Origin of the sequence: Aliivibrio sifiae, from assembly GCF_002954715.1 — a bacterium.
GTDB lineage: Bacteria > Pseudomonadota > Gammaproteobacteria > Enterobacterales > Vibrionaceae > Aliivibrio > Aliivibrio sifiae.
Genome location: NZ_MSCP01000001.1, coordinates 1573171 through 1592118, shown reverse-complemented (window position 1 = coordinate 1592118; position 18948 = coordinate 1573171). Strand labels below are relative to the sequence as shown.

15 protein-coding genes and 1 pseudogene are annotated in these 18948 nt (G+C 37.1%); 5 read left to right on the top strand and 11 right to left on the bottom strand.

Translation table 11 applies throughout. The features are described 5' to 3' along the window. The first annotated feature begins 169 nt into the window (after positions 1–169). The gene (gene hflX, locus BTO23_RS07050) at positions 170–1507 is read left to right on the top strand and encodes a GTPase HflX (RefSeq protein ID WP_105063257.1); all 1338 of its coding nucleotides are present in this window, start codon (positions 170–172) and stop codon (positions 1505–1507) included. Positions 1508–1594: 87 nt separating this feature from the next. On the opposite strand, the gene BTO23_RS07045 is transcribed toward hflX, so the two are convergent. Both BTO23_RS07045 and BTO23_RS07040 read right to left on the bottom strand, forming a co-directional pair. Further along, positions 1595–2215 carry an SDR family NAD(P)-dependent oxidoreductase gene (locus tag BTO23_RS07045; protein WP_061001968.1) on the bottom strand — a complete coding sequence of 207 codons (621 nt, stop codon included), beginning with the start codon at positions 2213–2215 and terminating at the stop codon, positions 1595–1597. Positions 2216–2348: 133 nt separating this feature from the next. Beyond that, on the bottom strand, positions 2349–3128 hold the full coding sequence (locus tag BTO23_RS07040) for a response regulator transcription factor (RefSeq protein ID WP_245922088.1): 780 nt from the start codon (positions 3126–3128) through the stop codon (positions 2349–2351). 473 nt (positions 3129–3601) lie between these two features. On the opposite strand from BTO23_RS07040, the gene BTO23_RS07035 reads away from it, so the two are divergent. Further along, complete coding sequence (locus BTO23_RS07035; RefSeq protein ID WP_060990606.1) at positions 3602–4027, top strand: GNAT family N-acetyltransferase; 426 nt, start codon at positions 3602–3604, stop codon at positions 4025–4027. A gap of 49 nt (positions 4028–4076) precedes the next feature. On the opposite strand, the gene BTO23_RS07030 is transcribed toward BTO23_RS07035, so the two are convergent. The 3 genes from BTO23_RS07030 to BTO23_RS07020 all read right to left on the bottom strand — a co-directional run bounded on the left by BTO23_RS07030 (position 4077) and on the right by BTO23_RS07020 (position 6774). After that, entirely contained in the window at positions 4077–5057 is a 981-nt protein-coding gene (locus BTO23_RS07030) for a zinc-dependent alcohol dehydrogenase family protein (protein WP_105063256.1), read from the bottom strand. 155 nt (positions 5058–5212) lie between these two features. After that, positions 5213–5530, bottom strand: a complete 318-nt coding sequence (locus tag BTO23_RS07025; protein ID WP_060990608.1) for a hypothetical protein — start codon at positions 5528–5530, stop codon at positions 5213–5215. Between the two features lie 83 nt (positions 5531–5613). Next, complete coding sequence (locus BTO23_RS07020; RefSeq protein ID WP_060990609.1) at positions 5614–6774, bottom strand: MFS transporter; 1161 nt, start codon at positions 6772–6774, stop codon at positions 5614–5616. Positions 6775–7165: 391 nt separating this feature from the next. On the opposite strand from BTO23_RS07020, the gene BTO23_RS07015 reads away from it, so the two are divergent. Continuing rightward, complete coding sequence (locus tag BTO23_RS07015; RefSeq protein WP_170066702.1) at positions 7166–7795, top strand: oxidase; 630 nt, start codon at positions 7166–7168, stop codon at positions 7793–7795. A 55-nt stretch (positions 7796–7850) separates the two neighbouring features. Here BTO23_RS07015 and BTO23_RS07010 read toward each other — a convergent pair whose 3' ends face one another. From BTO23_RS07010 to BTO23_RS07000, 3 genes are all read right to left on the bottom strand, one after another. Further along, positions 7851–8717, bottom strand: coding sequence for a carboxylate/amino acid/amine transporter (locus BTO23_RS07010; protein WP_061001974.1), 867 nt, complete (start codon positions 8715–8717; stop codon positions 7851–7853). A gap of 132 nt (positions 8718–8849) precedes the next feature. Beyond that, complete coding sequence (locus BTO23_RS07005) at positions 8850–9212, bottom strand: DUF333 domain-containing protein (RefSeq protein WP_061037032.1); 363 nt, start codon at positions 9210–9212, stop codon at positions 8850–8852. Between the two features lie 43 nt (positions 9213–9255). Then, positions 9256–9648 (bottom strand): cystatin domain-containing protein, encoded by a 393-nt coding sequence (locus BTO23_RS07000; RefSeq protein WP_061002048.1) that lies wholly within the window; start codon positions 9646–9648, stop codon positions 9256–9258. A 295-nt stretch (positions 9649–9943) separates the two neighbouring features. On the opposite strand from BTO23_RS07000, the gene BTO23_RS06995 reads away from it, so the two are divergent. Then, positions 9944–12430, top strand: a complete 2487-nt coding sequence (locus tag BTO23_RS06995) for a bifunctional diguanylate cyclase/phosphodiesterase (protein ID WP_105063255.1) — start codon at positions 9944–9946, stop codon at positions 12428–12430. A 76-nt stretch (positions 12431–12506) separates the two neighbouring features. On the opposite strand, the gene BTO23_RS06990 is transcribed toward BTO23_RS06995, so the two are convergent. Continuing rightward, complete coding sequence (locus tag BTO23_RS06990) at positions 12507–15674, bottom strand: chitinase C-terminal domain-containing protein (RefSeq protein ID WP_105063254.1); 3168 nt, start codon at positions 15672–15674, stop codon at positions 12507–12509. 193 nt (positions 15675–15867) lie between these two features. Continuing rightward, positions 15868–17286 (bottom strand): annotated as a pseudogene (locus BTO23_RS06985) (NADH:flavin oxidoreductase/NADH oxidase family protein); the annotation flags it as partial. A gap of 4 nt (positions 17287–17290) precedes the next feature. On the opposite strand from BTO23_RS06985, the gene BTO23_RS06980 reads away from it, so the two are divergent. Continuing rightward, entirely contained in the window at positions 17291–17839 is a 549-nt protein-coding gene (locus tag BTO23_RS06980) for a hypothetical protein (RefSeq protein ID WP_105063253.1), read from the top strand. 252 nt (positions 17840–18091) lie between these two features. Here BTO23_RS06980 and BTO23_RS06975 read toward each other — a convergent pair whose 3' ends face one another. Beyond that, positions 18092–18829 (bottom strand): iron-containing redox enzyme family protein, encoded by a 738-nt coding sequence (locus BTO23_RS06975; RefSeq protein WP_165367212.1) that lies wholly within the window; start codon positions 18827–18829, stop codon positions 18092–18094. Between the last annotated feature and the right edge of the window lie 119 nt (positions 18830–18948).

Sequence of the window (18948 nt, the reverse complement as noted above, 5' to 3'; positions counted from 1 at the left end):
TATGTTAATAGGTGGTAATTACCATTGAAATATCGATGATTTATCACTAATTAAAATAATATATGTATTTAGTTTTCTATTTTCCTATAAAGCTAGCCTATAACAGCGTAGGATCAGGTTAACTTTAGATAAAAATTAGGTTTGGGTTTCGACTCACTAAGATAAAATCATGAAATTAACAGAGAAACCATCACTTAACCACGCGTTACTTATTTCTATTTGTACACCACAGTTTAAAGGTGACGAAGCCAAAGCATCTCTTGCAGAGCTTGGCCGCTTAGTGACAACTCTAGGTTTTAAAGTTGTTGGTACGCAATCTCAAAAGCAAACATCAACTCAAAAAGTGAATGTATTGGGAGTTGGTAAGCTAGCCGAAATCGCACATATCACGGGTAATCAAGGAGAGGTTGATGATGCAGATACTGAAGATTTCTTTGATGAGATGGATTTCGACGATATCCCTTCAGAAAATCTACCTTTTGGTTGTGCTGATGTGGTGGTTTTCGATTGTGATTTAAGCCCATCACAACTGCGTAATGTTGAGAACCAGCTTGGTGTTCAGGTGTATGATCGCACTGGTATTATCATTGAAATATTCAGCCGTCATGCACGTACCAGAACTGCGCGATTACAAGTTGAAATGGCTCGCCTTAATTATGTTGCCCCACGCCTTAGAGAGTCTATCGTTGGTGATAATGAACGCCAAATGGGTAAAGGTGCAGGTGAAACAAACCTAGAGTTAGATCGTCGTAAAGTTCGAGATCAACTGGCAGAATTAAGACGTGAGTTAGAAAGTGTTCAAGCTGAGTTGAAAGGTCGTCGTAAACAACGATCTGAATTATTCTGTGTGGCTTTAGTTGGTTATACCAATGCGGGTAAATCATCGATGATGCGTGCGCTTACAGGAAGTGAAGTATTAGTTGAAGATAAGCTGTTTGCTACATTGGATACTACCGTTCGTGCTTTATATCCCATAACTCAACCTCGTATCCTTGTGTCTGATACCGTTGGGTTTATTAAAAAATTACCACATGATTTAGTTGCTTCATTCCATTCAACTTTAGCTGAGGCTCATGATGCATCACTATTGTTGTATGTGGTTGATGCTTCAGACCCTACATTTAGAACACAACTTAAAGTGGTACATGAGGTTCTTGGCGAAGTCGGCGTTGACGGGATTGATAAGCTACTCGTTTTAAATAAATCAGATCAACTGACTCCTGAGCAACAAGATGCATTGATGGATGAATTCCCAGATGCTATGATGACTTCAACTCGAAATCCTCTTGATGTAGCAAAATTACATAAATATATTGTGAATGCATCAGAGCAAGGGATGATTGAAGAAGAGATCATCGTACCTTATACTGCCAAAGGTATTGTGGGAGAAATTCGTTCAAGCATGAGTGTGGTTAAAGAAGAGTATGAATATGATCATATTAAGCTAACTGTACGTTCAAGTGCGATTGATTTAGCAAGATTAAAAAAATTGATGTCGAACATATAGAAGAACCACTTAACTTTATATATGAGTGACGAACTAATAGGCCAAGATACACTAAGTTGTCTTGGCTTTTTTATTGCCTGAATATCGTTACCTTATCCGATAGACGGATAGGTTATTCATATAGTTCTTACCCAAAATATATTGAGCCCATGCCATTAAGTTCGCATCTAAAGTATATTGAGATCTTAACTTCATAGAAGAAGATAGCCCTGCAGATATTAGTATATTGATCGTATCGTTAAGTGTATTTGATGGATGTGTTTTTCTTATTTTAATTGGTTGAACTTTATCAAATTCGGCTTGAGTGTGGCTAGTGTCAATGGTGACGATCTGAATATTTGAATCTTCTATTTTTTGGATTGATTTTGTGATTTTGTTAGCGACAGAGGTGGTAAAAATAAGGCGTCCAAATTGTTGGTGTCGCATATGAGGCATTACTGAGCGAGCTAACTCTTCTGCACGATAAACATTAGTGTAAATTATATCAATGTGGCCGAGATTCATAATCATAGATTCAATGATATTTGTAATCTCTTGCTCTGAAAATACATCCACTTTATGAACATATGCTCCCATTTTTCTTAGTTTTTTAGGCTTTTCTGTTCGGTGAACACCACAATAAACATTATGTTTTTTTCTGAGTAGCAGGATCGCTAAGTCGTAACCGATATTAGAATAAATACCAATGATAAGTATATTTTTTTTCATTATTAGTGATGAACTTTAGTGACAAAGGAAGACAACTAAAGAGAATAATGAGAGAAGAGGTGACAAGATAGAGTAATTTTACTGATTTTATAAAATATTTAATTCACTTTAGTTCGTTATCCGATGACTAGCATTAAGATTGAATACCTAGGCCATTTCGAAGTGCAAATTGAACTAACTCAGTATGGTTATCTAAATCTAATAAATCAAGCATTCTGTATTTATGGGACTCAATGGTTCTAGAACTTAAAAATAATTTCTCTGCACATTGTTTCGCTGTATATCCTTGGGCTAGAAGGGTTAATACTGAACACTGCTTTTTAGTCAGTAGTAATAGCTTTTCTCCTTCGTCTTCCTTTAAATCAATACCTTGGCGTAAATTCCGAGTGATAGTTGAATGTTGCCAATAACATAACCACAGATCACTAAGTAATTTTATTCGGTTAATGTCGTCTTCCGTTAATTCGGGTAAATTGGAGTTAAAGCGGACAAAGGCTAATGCTCCCCATGTTTGACCAAAAAGCTCTAGTTTGATAATTCCATGCCACTTAACCCCTTCTTCATAAAGTACGTTGAGAGGGGTAATTCGATTGTTCTCTAATTCACCAGGGCCAAAGCTTTGCGATGAATGTGTTGAGCGCAATAATTTTAAATATTCTTTATAATTCCCTTTAACAAATCGAAGTTTATCAAGTTCAGGAATACCTTGAAGAGAAACCGAAATAGTTTTTCCATCATTGAGAAGTAGCATTGAATTGGGAAACATAGTCAGTCTGTCTAGCTGAAACCATTTAAGCGTTTCTGTGGCAAGTATTACAAATGTCTGGTCAAAGTTTTTAGGTTCACACTTAGTTAATCTCTCAACTTGACTCATCAGGAAATGTTCAAAATTATCTTTCGGTTGTAATTCCATAAATAAGCCTAATTAAAAAATGTTATATCATTTAATTTATAGCCCTCTGTTATGTATTGTCAATATACATCCCACACTTAACCTCAAATACGCATCTAACATGATAGTTTGGTAAATAATTTATTCTAATACTTAACGTATTATTTAAGTGATTAATCACTCTCTCAGTAAAATTACTGTATTTATCCTATTTTTATTGGTGAATAATGGAGATTACTTATGCAATTTTTGTTGATGATAATACGACCAAAAACAGCGGTATGCTTATCGATGTCGCTGATGTTTATCATCGCTTTTAAGATTTGAATGTGAGTGAAAAACCTAGTCATATGATAATCCACGGCATATTGGGTTCATGCCACACTTACTATTGAGTGTGGCATTTTTTTTGAATGTTACTTAATGCTTGTTTTGGTCTAAATCTTAGGTAAGGTAATACGCATTATTAAAATATACATAACGTGAGCAATAACATGTTTGAAGTGAAAAATGTGGAATACTCTGGTGAGAGTAAAGATTTTATTCGTGAGATCCGTGATACGGTTTTTATTAAGGAACAGCAGATTGACCCTGAGATAGAATTTGATGGCCTAGATGGCGTTGCTGTTCATGCTCTGGTTACTTTTGAAGGTAAAGCTGTAGGTACTGGGCGAATTTTAGATGATGGGCATATTGGTCGTATTGCGATTGTTAAGGAGTTTCGCTCAAAGGGTTTAGGCTCTAAAATTGTACTATCTCTGATTGATGAAGCGATAGATAAGGGGTATGAACGAGTTTATTTAGGCTCTCAAAAACACGCAATTGATTTTTATACTAAACTGGGTTTTCAGCCATACGGTGAAGAGTTTATTGAGGCGGATATTCCACATTTATCGATGGAAAAGCGATTAAATAATTAAAACGACGAGTAGATACAACGTGAAAGTTGCAGAGTATCTACTCTTAATATCAAAAAGTGAGTAAGATTTTCCCTTTCTTTATATCTTCATTAGTTTGAACATAATTGAGTGCGTTGTGGATGTCGTTTAAAGAAAAGCGAGCACTAATTTTTGTATCAGCAATTCCTTCATAAACCAACTGCATTACTTCATTGAGCTTGTTTTGAATATCTACTTTTTTAGCAGAGTGGATCCACTGTCTTAAATGGAAGTAAGAGAAATCGATGTCTGGACGTTCAAGCCAAAATTGAGATGGAATAGGTTGTGCGGATAATAAGCCATAATTAATAAACTGCCCATTTTCTTTAAGTAACGACGACAGCATTAAAGACTCTAACCCTCCAACAGAATCTAGAATTGCATTTATTTTAGTGTGATTTTTCATTTCAATTAGTGATCGATAATCATCATTATTATTTATATTGATTATACGTTGAAGTTTACAGCCTTCGAACTCCTGTAAGGTGTCATCTCGACGAACAACGGCGATAGGGAGTATTCCAAGATGGTTCAACATACGTATGAGCATTAGTCCTATTGCAGAATTTGCCGCGTTAATAAGTATTGTCATATTTTGATGTATCTGTAAACGTTCAGATAACATTAGCCAAGCAGTCATAGGGTTAATGTAGGATGTGGCTGCTTGCTCATCGCTGAGTTGATTAGGAACAGTAAAACACCATTGCTCATCGATGTTTCGATAGGTTTGCCAAGCCCCTGCGCTTCCAATAGGTAAAACCCTATCCCCAATTGAGAAAGCCGGATCTTGTTCATTGCATTGATGGACAATTCCAACCCCTTCAAATCCTGGAATAAAAGGCAAAGAAATTCGAGAGCGATAAGCACCAGAAATAGTAATGAGATCGGATGGATTGATGGTGCTGTAACGCATTCTTAATTGAATCTGTGAAGGGGGAGGAGACGGTGAACTATAAGATTCTATTGTTATTGATTCTAATGCTGGACCAAATTGTTGAATGATGGCTCTCATCGACTACTGCCATATAGTATAAAAACAGAGGCCTTATGTAACATATCAATATGAATAATTAAAGGTTACAAACAAAAGTTATTATGAAGAGGAAAGTTATCGTGATAAAAAAAGCGCATTATGTTGAATGCGCTTTTTATTAAATAGATGCTAACTTAGTAATCACTGTCGCTTGGCTCGATAAAGAATTCACCATCAACGGTTTCTGCAATTTCTAAGATCTTAACAATTTCACCATTAATCGTGATGTTTGCTAGGCGGACAGGATCTTCATCATAAGGATGGAAAGGCGCCATTTGTAATTCGATACGGTATTCTTCGTCATCAGGGCCTTGGAACCAGCCTTCGCCAAATTCAAGGTCAGTTTCATCACCTTCTTCTGGACAAGTATGGTAAGCCGAAACCAGTTGGGCACCTTCAAAATTAAGGGTGATTGTTTCGCCCCATTCAACAACGTATTGTGCATCTTCCATTGTAACTACTCATAAAGAATTCTTAGGGCGTATTGTATCGCCATGCACCCTAAGAACCTAGCGTTAATCAAAGAGAGATAAAATTACTCTCCAGCAACCATTGGACGATGTTGACGCAAACTTGCTAGTAGCATGTAAATTGCCGTTGCTAGTAAGATAGCAAATAAGTAACTCATTAAGCCTTCAGCAGTATGCATTAACGTATTTGCGAGTACTGGACCACATACAGAGCCAATACTGTAACTAAATAGCATCACTTGGGTAGCAGAAACAATGTACGACTCATCTAACGTATCGCAACCTAAAGAGATTGCAATAGGGTAAAGTGCAAATGCAGCCATACCAAGAAGTACTAATGACGTAGCAAGAATGGCAGTGCTGTCACTTAGTGTTGTTAAACCAATAGCAAAGACACCTAATACACAAAATAATGCCATTAATAATGTTTTGCCTAAGTGCTTAGATAAATAAGACACAATAGGTTGAACTGCCATACCACCAAGAACGATCAGGGCCATTAAGCTGCCAATTTGAGTAATGTTGATGTTTCTGTGTTTTAACTCTAGAGGCATTAATCCATAAACTGCGCCAAGTAATAGGCCAGAAACAACACAACCCATGATAGAGGCTTTGTTTAATTTTAAAATTTGCTTTAGGTTTAGCACATTATGATGCTGAACTTGTGGCTGTGCACCTTTCCCAAATATTAGACAAGCAATTGCCATCATGATCAAGCCAATGATCATATAGTAAGGAAGTAACCCTTCAATACCGATAAAGCCGATACCTAGTTGTCCTAGAGATGAGCCACCATAGAGTGCGCCCATGTATAAACCAAGACGTTTCGGACGGCTTTCTGCATCACCAATTAATAACCAAGATTCAACAACAACAAAAACACCAGCTACAGCAATACCTGCAATAAAACGTGCTGTCATCCATATCCACTCAATAGGAGCTGCAGGAAGTATTACAATCGTTGCTGCAAGTAAGCCTAGAAAAAGCACAAATGCATTTTTATGGCCAAGACGTGCTACGAAAGGTTCAATCAGTCCTGCGCCAACAAGTAGACCTGCATAGAAAGCACTGGCTAACCAACTGGCGTATTTCGCCTCCATCCCATATTGACTCAACATCAACGGGATAAGACTCATTAAGTATCCTGATGCTATAGCAAATAAAGAAAGAGCAACCACAGGGATCAGTAGACCAGCTTGTGATTGAGTTGATGTAGATGTGTTCACCGCAGTGCCTCAAAATAATGAATAGGAAGTAGATTTTCCGCGACTATGAGGCTAAAAAGAGAGCAAGTAAAACGAGCAATTTTTCTTGTAAGGATAAAATTTACTAATCAAGAATGTAATTTATTGAGTACAGGTTGCCCTGTCATTTTTAACAAAGAATTGTGTCATTCAAAACAGAAAATAAGTCATTTTATAGATAATTATATTGATATTATGAAGGTGTTTTTTACATTGTGTTCTTGCTAAACGTAAATATGAATTAAGAATCAGATTAATTAATATCATTACTTTTTATGCTGTCTTATAGATGAGTCGCTTTTTCGTTGCTATTCTCTTTATGGAAGTGGAAAATTGCACCCTTGTGAAGTTGGTCACGTTTATAGGTGTTATTTTGATTCAAATTATTCGACAAATATTTCAACCGCGAAAAATGGTAATTTACCTTTCGATTGTTTTTGTTCCTGCTATCGCATTTTATGCGCTTTCTTTAATAGGACTGAATAAAGCATTAGGTTTCACACCAATGGAAGTATTGAGAGATCTTGCACAACAAACGGAAGTACATAGCTTTCGTGGATTTTTATCGAATATAGGTGTTTGGTTTTGGGTATCGTCATTGGCAGTTGCCTACTTTAGTGCGATTTTCTTGCACCGTGGTAAGAAGCAACGATTACTTATTTTAATGGGTATATTAGCTTCAATTTTAGCAACAGATGATTTCTTTTTAATTCATGATCGTTATGTGAACCAATATATTTGCTATTTCTTTTATGTAGTGGTGGCTTTAGCTATATTAGTACTCCACTTTAAAGACATCATCGAAATTGATGGGTTTGCATTTTTATTAGCGGGTGGGCTACTTGCAGGTTCTATTGCAACGGATGTGATTCAAGGTTATTTACCGTTTGGTTATGAAGTAACTCAAATTTTTGAAGAGGGATGTAAGTTTGTTGGTGCAGCTTCTTGGTTGTACTTTACTTGTAATGTCGCTTCGTTCGGGTGTAAGCCAATTAAAAGTTAATTATAAAAAATAAATTAGAATGGGCCTTATTGATTTGTTAATAAGGCCCATTTTTTTAAGATGCGTTATTTATATGACGACGTTTTTCTAATTGTTGGTTTACGATTAAAGCAATTAGAATTAATCCGCCACCAAGACTTAAGCGCAAGACATCGGCATCTCGATTCCAAATTAGTAAATTAACTAAAATGCCAGCAGGAATAAGTAGGTTATTCATCACGGCTAATACGCCAACATTGACTTGTGTCGCCCCTTTATTCCACATGAAATATCCAATGCCGGAAGCGATAGTTCCTAAATAAACCAATACACCCCATTGTGTCATTGTTGTTGGTAATTTTTCACTGTTACCAAAGAGTGCATAGCAAACTGACGCGATGATAAGGGCACCAATAAAAAAGAAGCCAAAGACTGTTTTTTGTTCAATGTCCTGATCTTTCATTAAGCGTTTGTAACAGACTTGACCTGTAGCAAAGCAAAGATTTGCCCCTTGAACCGTCGCAAAGCCTAATAAGAATCCTGAATCAATCCCATTATAGCGAATAGCGATCGCTCCAAGTGTTGCGATAACAGCACTGATCATGAAATTAGGGTGAAACCTACCTTCAAAAGCATCATTTAATAGAGTGATATAAATAGGTGTCATCACGGTAAATAATAAAACCTCAGGTACAGTCAGATAAAGAAAAGATTGGTAGTAAAATACATACATTAAGCCAAGCTGTATTGCGCCAATTAGCATGAGTTTAAATGCAATAGGTAATGGTACTTTTTTGGGACGTAAAAAAGGAAGAAAAACAAGAGTAGCCAAACTAATACGCATTAAAACAGAGAACCAAGCATCTACTTGGCCAGCTAAATACACGCCGATCAAGCTAAAAGAAAAGGCCCAGAGTAAGGTAATAGAAAGTAAATATGACATGATTCATCCATATAATATAAGCAATGGATGCATTCTAAATGAGATTAGGTATCAGTAAAAGAAAAGGTATAAAAAAGGCTGAAAAAACAGCCTTAATATATATCGATAAAAATTATAGGGGATAAATCGATATTACTTTTGGTTGCTACGGTAAAAATCCCACGCATTAACCACTTCACCCGTTTTTAATGTACAGTCGCTGTTATCTAAATTGTAAGCGCCTTCTTGCTCAATACAATAAGCAGCTGCTGGGTTCGGCTTACCGACAGGTTTTGTCATGGTGTGCTTCTGGCTACGGTAATATTCCCAAGCGTTAATTACATCACCATTGTTTAATGTGCAATTACCTGAATCTAAATCATATGTTCCGCGCTCAGCACAAAATTCAGCGGCAGGGTTGGCCATATTCGCCTTTTCTGGTTCTTTAGGTACGGTAGAACTACAAGCAGCAAGAGAGATAAGTAAGCCAAATGTAATTGCTGTTTTCTTAAACATAAAAAATCCTCTTAAATATAAAATATAAAATATAAAATATTAATTACTGACAATCTTGAGTGAAACTGCCTTGTTGGGCTGGTTGAGTCATTTTGAATTTGCCATTTAAACTTCTGAACACTTTAGTATTCCAGACTTGTCCATCGTCTAATTCAAAATCGATTGCGTAATTAATGCCGCTAACGACTTGAGTTTTCACATCTAGAATTTGTTTTAATTTGGCTGATGTATTCATCATTCCTAATACATGATCCAGTGCGGCTTCCACTTCAGGTGTCACTGTTGATGTCACCCAACCTCCAGCCATTCCGTTATCGACGTTACATAGCGGATTGGTGTTATCAGAAGAGAGTGGTGGAGTTTGTTCTGTTTGCTGAGAGCATCCTGCTGTGAACAGTACAATTGAAGAAAGTGCTAATAATGTAGATCGTTTCATTTAATACCTCAGAATAATCACAATTAAACAGTGATAGTTTAAGTAACTAATTTAGTACGAAGAAAGGAAGGATACCAAATCAAAATCCTTTTTTTTATTTTTCTTCTCAGATTCAAAGCAGGTATCTCATACTAATTGTCTACTTTTCCTTCTTATTTTCAGTAATTAGACCATATACCTTTGGCATGGCTCACGCCTATTGTCGTTATTTACAATATTAATAGTAATAAAGATGTTATTTCACTGTGAATTTATTATTATTGGACGTTTATTTTATATTTATGAATGAGAGAGTATGCAACGCCGATCTGATAAAAAGCTATTAACGTTGATCTCACTTATGCCTGTCGTATTGATTGGTATTTTCACTTTTGTGTTGAATGCGATCATTATTCATGAGAATAGATCGAAAGTTGAAACATTAATCGCTTCTTTACACAGTGAGTCTGTAGAAAAAGAGAAGAACCGTATTAAGCATCAGGTTGATACTATTTATCAGCAGATTAGCTATCAACGTAACTTAACTGAAGCAACATTAAAGCGTTCAATTAAATTACGAGTGGATGATGCATTTAAAACAGTAAGTTTTATTTACCAGAAAAATAAAGATAAGCCAAAAAGTGAAATAATGGAGCTTATTACTAATGCATTAAGACAGTCTCGCTTTAATGATGGACGCGGTTATTTCTTTATTTATGGGATGGATGGACATAATTTAATGCATCCTATTTTTCCTGACTTAGAAGGAAAGAATTTATTACATGTCCAAGATGTACGTGGGTCTTATCCAGTAAAGAATTACATCGATCTAATGAAAGAAAAAGGAGAAGGTTTTAGCCGTTGGTGGTATCCCAAACCTGACATTAAAGATCAAGAATTTGAAAAGATTGGTTATGCAAAGTGGTTTGAGCCATTAAATTTTTATATCGGTACCGGTGAGTACATTGTCAATGTAGAAGAAGATATAAAAGAAAAATTACTTAGGTGGATCTCTGAAGTTCGATTTGGTGAAAGTGGGTATATCTTTTTGCTCGATCAATATGGGAATACGCTCGCTCATTATAATAAATCCAAGATTGATCCAAACAAATACAGTAAAGACTCACCAAATAAAGGCCCAATAACTCAAAAAATGCTTACCTTAGCGCATAATGGTGGAGGGTATATGCAATACATTAGTGCATTTAAACCCAGAACGGCAGAACAAGCAGAAAAATTGAGTTTTATTAAAGAATACAATGAATGGGGTTGGGTCATTGGTGCTGGGGTTTATACGGATGAAAATAAACGACTTTTAGAAGAGAAAGAGACACTATTACTGCAACAAAATAAAATAGCTTTAACTAAAATTTTGTTACTTACCTTAATTTTAGCGTTGGTATTAACTATCTTATCTTTAAGTGTTAGTAAGTATATTGGTATGCGCTTTAATCGATTTAAAAAACGTATTCATAGTGATTTTACGTTATTAGAAAAAACAAAAAATAAAATGCAGCATATGGCTTTGCATGATGCTTTAACACAGCTGCCCAATCGAGTGTTGTTAGAATCTAAAATAGAGAAGGGAATTCAACGGGCTAAGGAATTAGATCAATACTTGGCGGTAATGTTTGTCGACTTAGATGATTTTAAGAAGATAAATGACCATTTTGGCCATGAAGTGGGTGATATCTTATTAAAACAAATCAGTCAGAAATTCGATACCTTACTTAAGCATGATGACATGGTATCTCGCTTTGGTGGTGATGAATTTGTATTTTGCTTTCCGTTATTGAGTTCAAAAGAAGAGGCTGAAAAGAGAGTAGAGGCGATTCAATCTGTATTCAAAAACAGCTTTTCTATTAATGGTAAGGCGATCATTACAAGTTGTAGTATTGGTGTAACGATGTACCCAAGTGACGCGGATAACTCACTTGATTTGATTTCTAAAGCAGACATTGTTTTATATAAATCAAAAGCAAAGCAAAAGGGCTCTGCTTTATTTTTTGATCATACGATTGATGCTCAAGTGAATTATGAATTTAGTTTAGAAGAAGAACTTCGAACGGCACTGATTAATAATGAAATATCAGTAGTTTATCAACCGCAAATTGATATTAAAACGGGTCAACTGTATGGCGTAGAAGCATTGTCTCGTTGGTATAATAAAACGTTAGGTTTTGTTTCTCCTGTAGATTTTATTGCGGTTGCTGAAGAGATTGGGATTATTGATGAGATAGGCGATTTTGTATTACAACAAGCTTGTGAAGATATGCTGAAATTTATGCCTAATGGCATCGATGCAACGACAATCTCGGTCAACCTATCTCCTAGGCAGCTGATTAAAAGTGATTTTATGCAAAGGATAAAATCCATTGTTAGTGCTACAGGCATTGATATACCTAGAATTACATTGGAAATTACTGAAAATATCCTCATTAGTGATTTAGAGGATGTTTCACCTATTCTCAAGCAACTACAAGAATTAGGTTTTGGTATTTCTTTGGATGATTTTGGTACTGGCTATTCATCATTAAGCTACTTAAATATTTTACCGATCACAGAGATTAAGATAGATCGCAGCTTCATTAATAGTTTGTTTATAAATCAGCAAAGTGAAACTTTAGTTAAAGCGATTATTGCGATAGGTGCTTCATGTCAAATGAAAGTCGTTGCTGAGGGGATTGAAACAAAAGATCAGTTAGATAAATTAGTAGAATATAAATGTGATTTAGCACAAGGGTATTTCTTTGATAAGCCGCTGTCTATTGATGATCTTTGTGTTAAATATTTAAAAAACTAATGCTTAGTTGATTTATTCGTGAGCATAAAAAGAGCAGCGATTATGCTGCTCTTTTGATTTTAATGGTTAAATAGGATTAAATATTACACATTTTTGTCCAGCTTCCATCACTTCCTGGCGCAGCAGCTGTCCACCAATTTGCTTGGTAAATGACATTGTTGCTGATGATTTTGTCACCAGTATTTGCATGGCTTGGATTACCAGCCCAATCTTTTTGTGGAAGATCAGGGTAAGTAACTAGACCGGTAGCATCACAACCTGCATCAGGTGTTCCGCCATTATCACCACCGCCTGTATTTCCACCTGAAGATAAGTCAGCTAATGGTAGGTCTGGTTGCTCAAATTTAAAGGCATAATCAATGTTATTGATTGTAACGGTGTAGTTTGCAGGGCCCGAAATAGGTAGATAATAAACCATATCTAATTCATATACACCACCAGCAGGAAGTGCTTTCCATGCAGGAAGAGTAAAGGCTACTCGGTGCATTGCTCCATCTAAGCCGCCGATGTTATTAGCACGAGTATGACCAGAAGCAATTACTTGTAAACCACCACCTGATTGATCTTTTGCATTATCAGGTGCAGATACTGGGATATCGAATTGGAACTCTGTTCCTCCTGGAATATCTTGACCTGTGTTATTGGTAAAGTTGATTTTTGGATTAATTGGGTAGTTTTGATCACCCACTTTAAATCCACCTACACTTACCGCAATATCAACCGTTTCAGATGGAATTGCTCCTGTAGCGACTGTATTACCATATGGTGTTGCCGATTTAAATTTCTCGTAAATCGCTTTAGTCATGGTGTTACCCATGTGGTACTCACCATTACCAGTTTGACAAGCCGCTTCAGTAGCATCTACAGACGTTCGGTTACCATTAGCATCTAGAACATAACAGTTGTAATCGCCTGCAAGTTCCCAGAACATGATGCCACCGATTTCTTGGTCAATAACATAGTCAGCTTTTACGTTAATAGAGTCTTTATCTTCAGTAGATAGGAAAACTTTCTTCTCTGCATTCCATAACCATGGTGCTACAGCGACGCTATCGTAATGGCGAGTGTAAGTACCGACTAACTGATCGGCTGGATCATTAGCTGGGTCTAAACCATAGATATTTGAGTAAGAACCAAAGATCCCTTCTTGAAGGTTTTTAGCATGCCACATAGGGTTAGAGCCTGCGCCCATTTCTTGGCCGTATGAATTCTTATCATGCCACATGTTATCGATACCTAATGCACCGTAACCACAGTTGTTTTTCTCACCCTCACCAGTACCTGCATCACATTGAGCTTGATCTGGTAATGGAGCACGACCCCATAAACCATTCTCACCACCAGTAACACCTTGCCAACCACGAGTATAATAAGGAACCCCAATATTGATACGACCAGCAGGCATTGAACCACGGAAGTAATGATAAGCCCAGTCAGTATTTAGATAACCGATACCACCATAAGCTTCAGTACCATAAACGTTCCACTGAGCTAATTCTGAATCTTTACCTGTATCATACAATGCCGCATTATGGCCAACATGGTCATTCCAAGCACCGTGTAAGTCATAAGACATGATATTTACGTAATCTAAGTATTGAGTTACATCAAAGGTTTCCATTCCACGTAATAAATAACCAGAAGATGGCGCTGCGATAGTTAGCATATAATGCTGGCCATCTTGTGCAGATATAGCATCCAGTTTTTCACGAAGTGTTTTCATTAATACTTGGTATGATGCCCATAAATATTGACGACGTGGCTCCATGAAGCCTTTATCATCAGGGTTACCTGCGCCAGCCATTGACGTTGGGTATTCGTAATCAATATCCAAACCATCAAACTTGTATTTACGCATCATTTCAACAGCAGATGCAGCAAATTTCTCAATACCTGCATGGTTGATGCTGCCATCGGCGTTAGTTGTCATGGTATAGAACCCACCATCAGCAACACGATTACCATCAGACCCAAAGTGACCGCCAGTTTCAGCCCAGCCCCCAATAGAGATCAAGGTTTTAACGCCATGCTTTTCTTTTGCAGTTGCGAGTGCACCAAAATGACCTTTAAAGCCTAGTGTTGGGTCAATTTCAACTCCTGCCCATTCTTTACCCGTTGCCGCATTATTTGGATCGGTAACATCACCAACATTAACCTTGCCATCAGAACCAATACTCACAAATGCATAGTTTATGTGTGTTAATTGCTCCCAAGGAATATCTTTTACTAAATAGCTATTTTGTTCATCACCGCCATCTCGCCAGCTTGTGAAGTAACCAATAACACGACGAGGGTGGTCAGCTCCCATTAACTCACGACCTTCTTTGTCATAAGTCGTACAGTAAGGAACGGTAACACCTTCTGTTTGGTATAAACCATCAGGGCGGCAATTATCCGCAATAGGAAGAGAGCTAGTTACAGTTAACGTAGATGCGGCTGAATTAGTAGAAGCCCCTAAGTTATCCGTTGCCTTTGCATAAACAGACAGTGAACCTGCGGCAGTTGTTTTATATTGTAGGATGTAAGGTGCAGTAGCGGTTGTACCAACAAGAGTGTTGTTGATATAGAAATCAACTTTATCGATTGTACCGTCAGAATCTGTCGCATTAGCAGTTAGTGTAACTGCAGCGCCAAGCTCTACACTTGATGCAGATAAGCTTAAACTTGCTGTTGGTGCAATATTGTCAGTTGGAGTCCCTGTTACAGCTACAACAACAGAGCTTGTCGTGCTGACTGCACCTTTATCATCATAAGATTGAGCACTGAAGGTATGAGAACCTTCAATTGCAGTCCAAACAGCACTATAAGGGGAAGTCGTTGATGATGCTATTACAGATCCATCAACAGAAAAATCAACGCGAGATATTGAACCATCACTGTCAGATGCAGATGCGGTTAATGTAACAACATCCCCTGTTGTTATTTTATCTGTTGTGCTAGGAGACGTTAAATCAACGGTTGGAGCGACATTAGCTGCTTCACCAGAACAAACGCCTAAATCTTGCCATGCTCCCCATTCGCCAGCAGTCGCAGGGTCGTTATTTTGGGTCCAATACTTTGCTTTATAGGCATTAGTGCCTTGTTTTACTTCTTCTCCACCGTTATAAACTTTGCCAGCATCCCATGATTCAAGAGGAGTACAATCTACCGCTGCTTGAGCATTAAATGCCATTAAACAAGAAAGGGTGAGTGTAGAGAGGGTAAATTTATAATTATGTTTTCTTTTTAACTTTGAATGTTCCATTTCATATCCTTAAAGGTAATTCAAAAACATCAATCAACTTTTTAATTGATGTGAATTAAGATTAGAATAGAAATAAATATGTGCTAGGAAGTATTTATAAATTACAGGGCAGATCCCAATAAATATAATTTAAATATACGCAATTACATTTATTTTTGTATCAAGGTTGTCTGTTTATTAGGTAGCTATGCGATTAACAGCCTGTACTAACAAATTCAAAAATAGGGAGAGTATTTTCATTTATTGCTTCGCTATATTTAATATGGCAATTATCGTTACTGTATTTTTTACTTCTGTGCATAAAAGTAATGAATGCTTTACTGGTGTCATTATGGAAATACCATTCTGATGGTGTTGTATCATTGAATTGAGAATCTATAAACTCTTGATTCATCAATTTATTCCACGTTTGATTTGCTAATGCTTTTGGATATCCATAAGCAATTTCAATTACATTACCTTCAATAGTTATTGCACCACTGGCTTGAGTATCTATTCCGGCAAGAATTGTTTTAGGGTGGAGTTGATTCATAGCTCCAATCATTTCGCCTTTTAGGCTTTGAAGTGCTGATATACGAGCATCACGTTGAAGTGTGATAAATTTTGCACTGGCTGTCACTGATAAAATACCAAGAATGACAATAACAATGACTAGCTCAATAATAGTAAAACCGTCTTTTCCTTCAGCAATACGCCACATTTGATGTTCGTACCAAACTAGCCCAACCATCGCCATTTTATCAAGTGACGGTTTACCTGTTGTAGGTTCGATTAGAGGCATCCCATGATTTGGGTTTTTAATTAATTTGTTAGGAAAATCAGGATCGATAGCCATGGTCCTAGCTATACCAATAAAGTCAGTAGCGGAGGTATTTAATGCATCATTCATTGCTTGTGCAGTTCTAAAACCACCTGTAACTACTAATGGTGTGCTAACGAGATCCCTCACTTTTTCCATGTAATCCATAAAATACGCTTCACGCTTAATCGTACTTTCTTTTACGGGATTTTTTTTATCTTTAGAACCCATCATAGATGGACTTTCATAAGTACCACCTGATATTTCAATTAAGTCGATGCCGTTATCACTCAGAGTTTGTACAACCAGCATTGACTCCTCTTCAGTGAAGCCTCCTTTCATAAAGTCGGCGCTATTAAGCTTAATTCCAACAGGAAAGTCATCCCCAACTTCTTTACGGATTGCACGATATACTTCTAATACAAATCGAAGTCGATTTTTTAATGAACCACCCCACTTATCGTCACGTTGATTGTGCCTTGTTGATAAAAATTGACTAACAAGATAGCCATGAGCACCATGAATTTGTACCCCAGTAAAACCAACTTGTTTTGATAGCTTAGCACTGAGGGCAAACTTATTAATAATGTCATGAATTTCGCTATCGCTTAGTGCGCGAGGGGTATTAAAGGCTTTTTCTAATCCGCGTTCTAGTGATATGGCAGAGGGTGCAACAGGGTCGACACATAAAAATTTAGGAATTTGTTTACCGGGATGATTAAGCTGTACCCATATGTGTGAGCCATTTTGTTTTCCTGCATTAGCCCATTCAGTAAATAACGCCAAGTTACTGTGTTCATCTAACACAACATTAGACATGTTCAGACACACAAGAGACGAGTTTTCAGTACTTGCGCATGAAAATTTTGATGATCTAATAGGTGCTGCTGCTATTTTGACGGAAAAGTATGAGCAAATAGACAAAAAAAATATCATTGAAGTAACTGACTCGTTTTTTGACGAACTAGAACGAAACAACAAAAAGAACGCGATTAACTCCTTACAATCATCTCTAGTTAACCTCGCAGCAGTTGGCGCTAAGCATAAGGGGAATCGGAGAATAGAAGATTTTCTAGGTTTATATAGAAACCTCCCTAAGAACCAGGAACAGATGCGCGGGTGTATGATCACCCATATATCCCAAATGGTTACAGGGATCAGTAGTTTAAACTTGGTTTTATCTGACTGGTATGGGGCGCTAATGGATGAGAGTGTTTTGGTCAGGGCAAGTGCTATTAAGGCATGGGAAAATGTTCCGTTTGAAGTTGTAAAAAACTTTCCTGACTTATTCTTCGATGCTTTCTCTCTCGCTCTTAGCGATCCTTATAAGATGGTTCATAAGAGTGCAGTTAGTGTAGGAGAGTAATAAAGAATCATACTAAGTATTGAAGATTCATACTGAGAAATAAAGTATCACACTAAAAGGGCAGCATTCGCATCCATATGCTGCCTTTTCAAGTATGAACATACCCCAATTTAGATTGATTCATTCAACAACCGCAGTAAAAAATCCCTTTCAAAGAATATACCGCAATATGATTGACTTGTCGGATTATGATGTATAATCGAAATGCAATTTAAGTGCCTCATTTTCTCAACAAGGCACTCAGGTTATCTATTAGCAATTTTCGCGTACGATTTTATCAATATAGCGATAATACTCTTCTGCTACTCGAAAGCGGATGAGAACCCCGCGAGCCATCTCCTGACAGCAACGTTCACTTTGCTCCGCATATGGTAATAGAATATTGTTGAGCCATTCCTTACCATGAATTGCGTCAATATGAATATGCTCACGGTGATAAGCAATTGCTTCTTCTGGAAAGCCACATCTTTCCATGCCTTTAGTCACTGCTTTGAATCTAACGGGGGCTGAGCCTTCAATCAAACCAATCGCTCCAAATAACCGGGGAATGTATTTTCTTCTAAGCGCCCAAAACGTTACAAGGTTCCCGTTCATCAAGCACGGTGTCGGGATATTAGTTGGTAACGAAAGAGATACTTCGTCTAGTAGATTTCTACAATACCTAGATGACTCCGTGAACATTTCAGTATGAATTTTATCATAACTGCCATTTCCCATTTCATCCCAATAGTTCTCAGCAATTGTTAATTTTGAGCGATTATTGACACCTAATTGAGCCAAAGCCATCACATCATCAAAACTACCATCGACAAGCTCTTCCATACACACGTAAAACGCAATTGCTGAAGGAGACGCTTCGTTTCTTAGATACACCAAGAACTCTTTGATGTTTTCATTAAGTGTTAATAGCTTATCTGTATACCAACCTTTAAACTCTGTTGGATTAGATGGAAGAATTTCATTTACAATTGCATTTTCTTCAAACGACATCCATTCATCTTCTATTCGTCGTATTTCCCTAAGACTATCGATAGAGTCTGGAATTACGTTAAACCGCACAGGGTCGCCTAACGTTGACGAATAATAATCTTGTAAGACATACTGAGTAG

Excerpts from the sequence above, each read along its gene's own strand:
- hflX (WP_105063257.1), top strand. The coding sequence starts at position 170 with ATGAAATTAACAGAGAAACCATCACTTAACCACGCGTTACTTATTTCT.
- BTO23_RS07045 (WP_061001968.1), bottom strand. The coding sequence starts at position 2,215 with ATGAAAAAAAATATACTTATCATTGGTATTTATTCTAATATCGGTTAC.
- BTO23_RS07040 (WP_245922088.1), bottom strand. The coding sequence starts at position 3,128 with ATGGAATTACAACCGAAAGATAATTTTGAACATTTCCTGATGAGTCAA.
- BTO23_RS07035 (WP_060990606.1), top strand. The coding sequence starts at position 3,602 with ATGTTTGAAGTGAAAAATGTGGAATACTCTGGTGAGAGTAAAGATTTT.
- BTO23_RS07030 (WP_105063256.1), bottom strand. The coding sequence starts at position 5,057 with ATGAGAGCCATCATTCAACAATTTGGTCCAGCATTAGAATCAATAACA.
- BTO23_RS07025 (WP_060990608.1), bottom strand. The coding sequence starts at position 5,530 with ATGGAAGATGCACAATACGTTGTTGAATGGGGCGAAACAATCACCCTT.
- BTO23_RS07010 (WP_061001974.1), bottom strand. The coding sequence starts at position 8,717 with ATGTCATATTTACTTTCTATTACCTTACTCTGGGCCTTTTCTTTTAGC.
- BTO23_RS07005 (WP_061037032.1), bottom strand. The coding sequence starts at position 9,212 with ATGTTTAAGAAAACAGCAATTACATTTGGCTTACTTATCTCTCTTGCT.
- BTO23_RS07000 (WP_061002048.1), bottom strand. The coding sequence starts at position 9,648 with ATGAAACGATCTACATTATTAGCACTTTCTTCAATTGTACTGTTCACA.
- BTO23_RS06995 (WP_105063255.1), top strand. The coding sequence starts at position 9,944 with ATGCAACGCCGATCTGATAAAAAGCTATTAACGTTGATCTCACTTATG.
- BTO23_RS06990 (WP_105063254.1), bottom strand. The coding sequence starts at position 15,674 with ATGGAACATTCAAAGTTAAAAAGAAAACATAATTATAAATTTACCCTC.
- BTO23_RS06980 (WP_105063253.1), top strand. The coding sequence starts at position 17,291 with ATGTTCAGACACACAAGAGACGAGTTTTCAGTACTTGCGCATGAAAAT.
- BTO23_RS06975 (WP_165367212.1), bottom strand. The coding sequence starts at position 18,829 with ATGTCGTTTGAAGAAAATGCAATTGTAAATGAAATTCTTCCATCTAAT.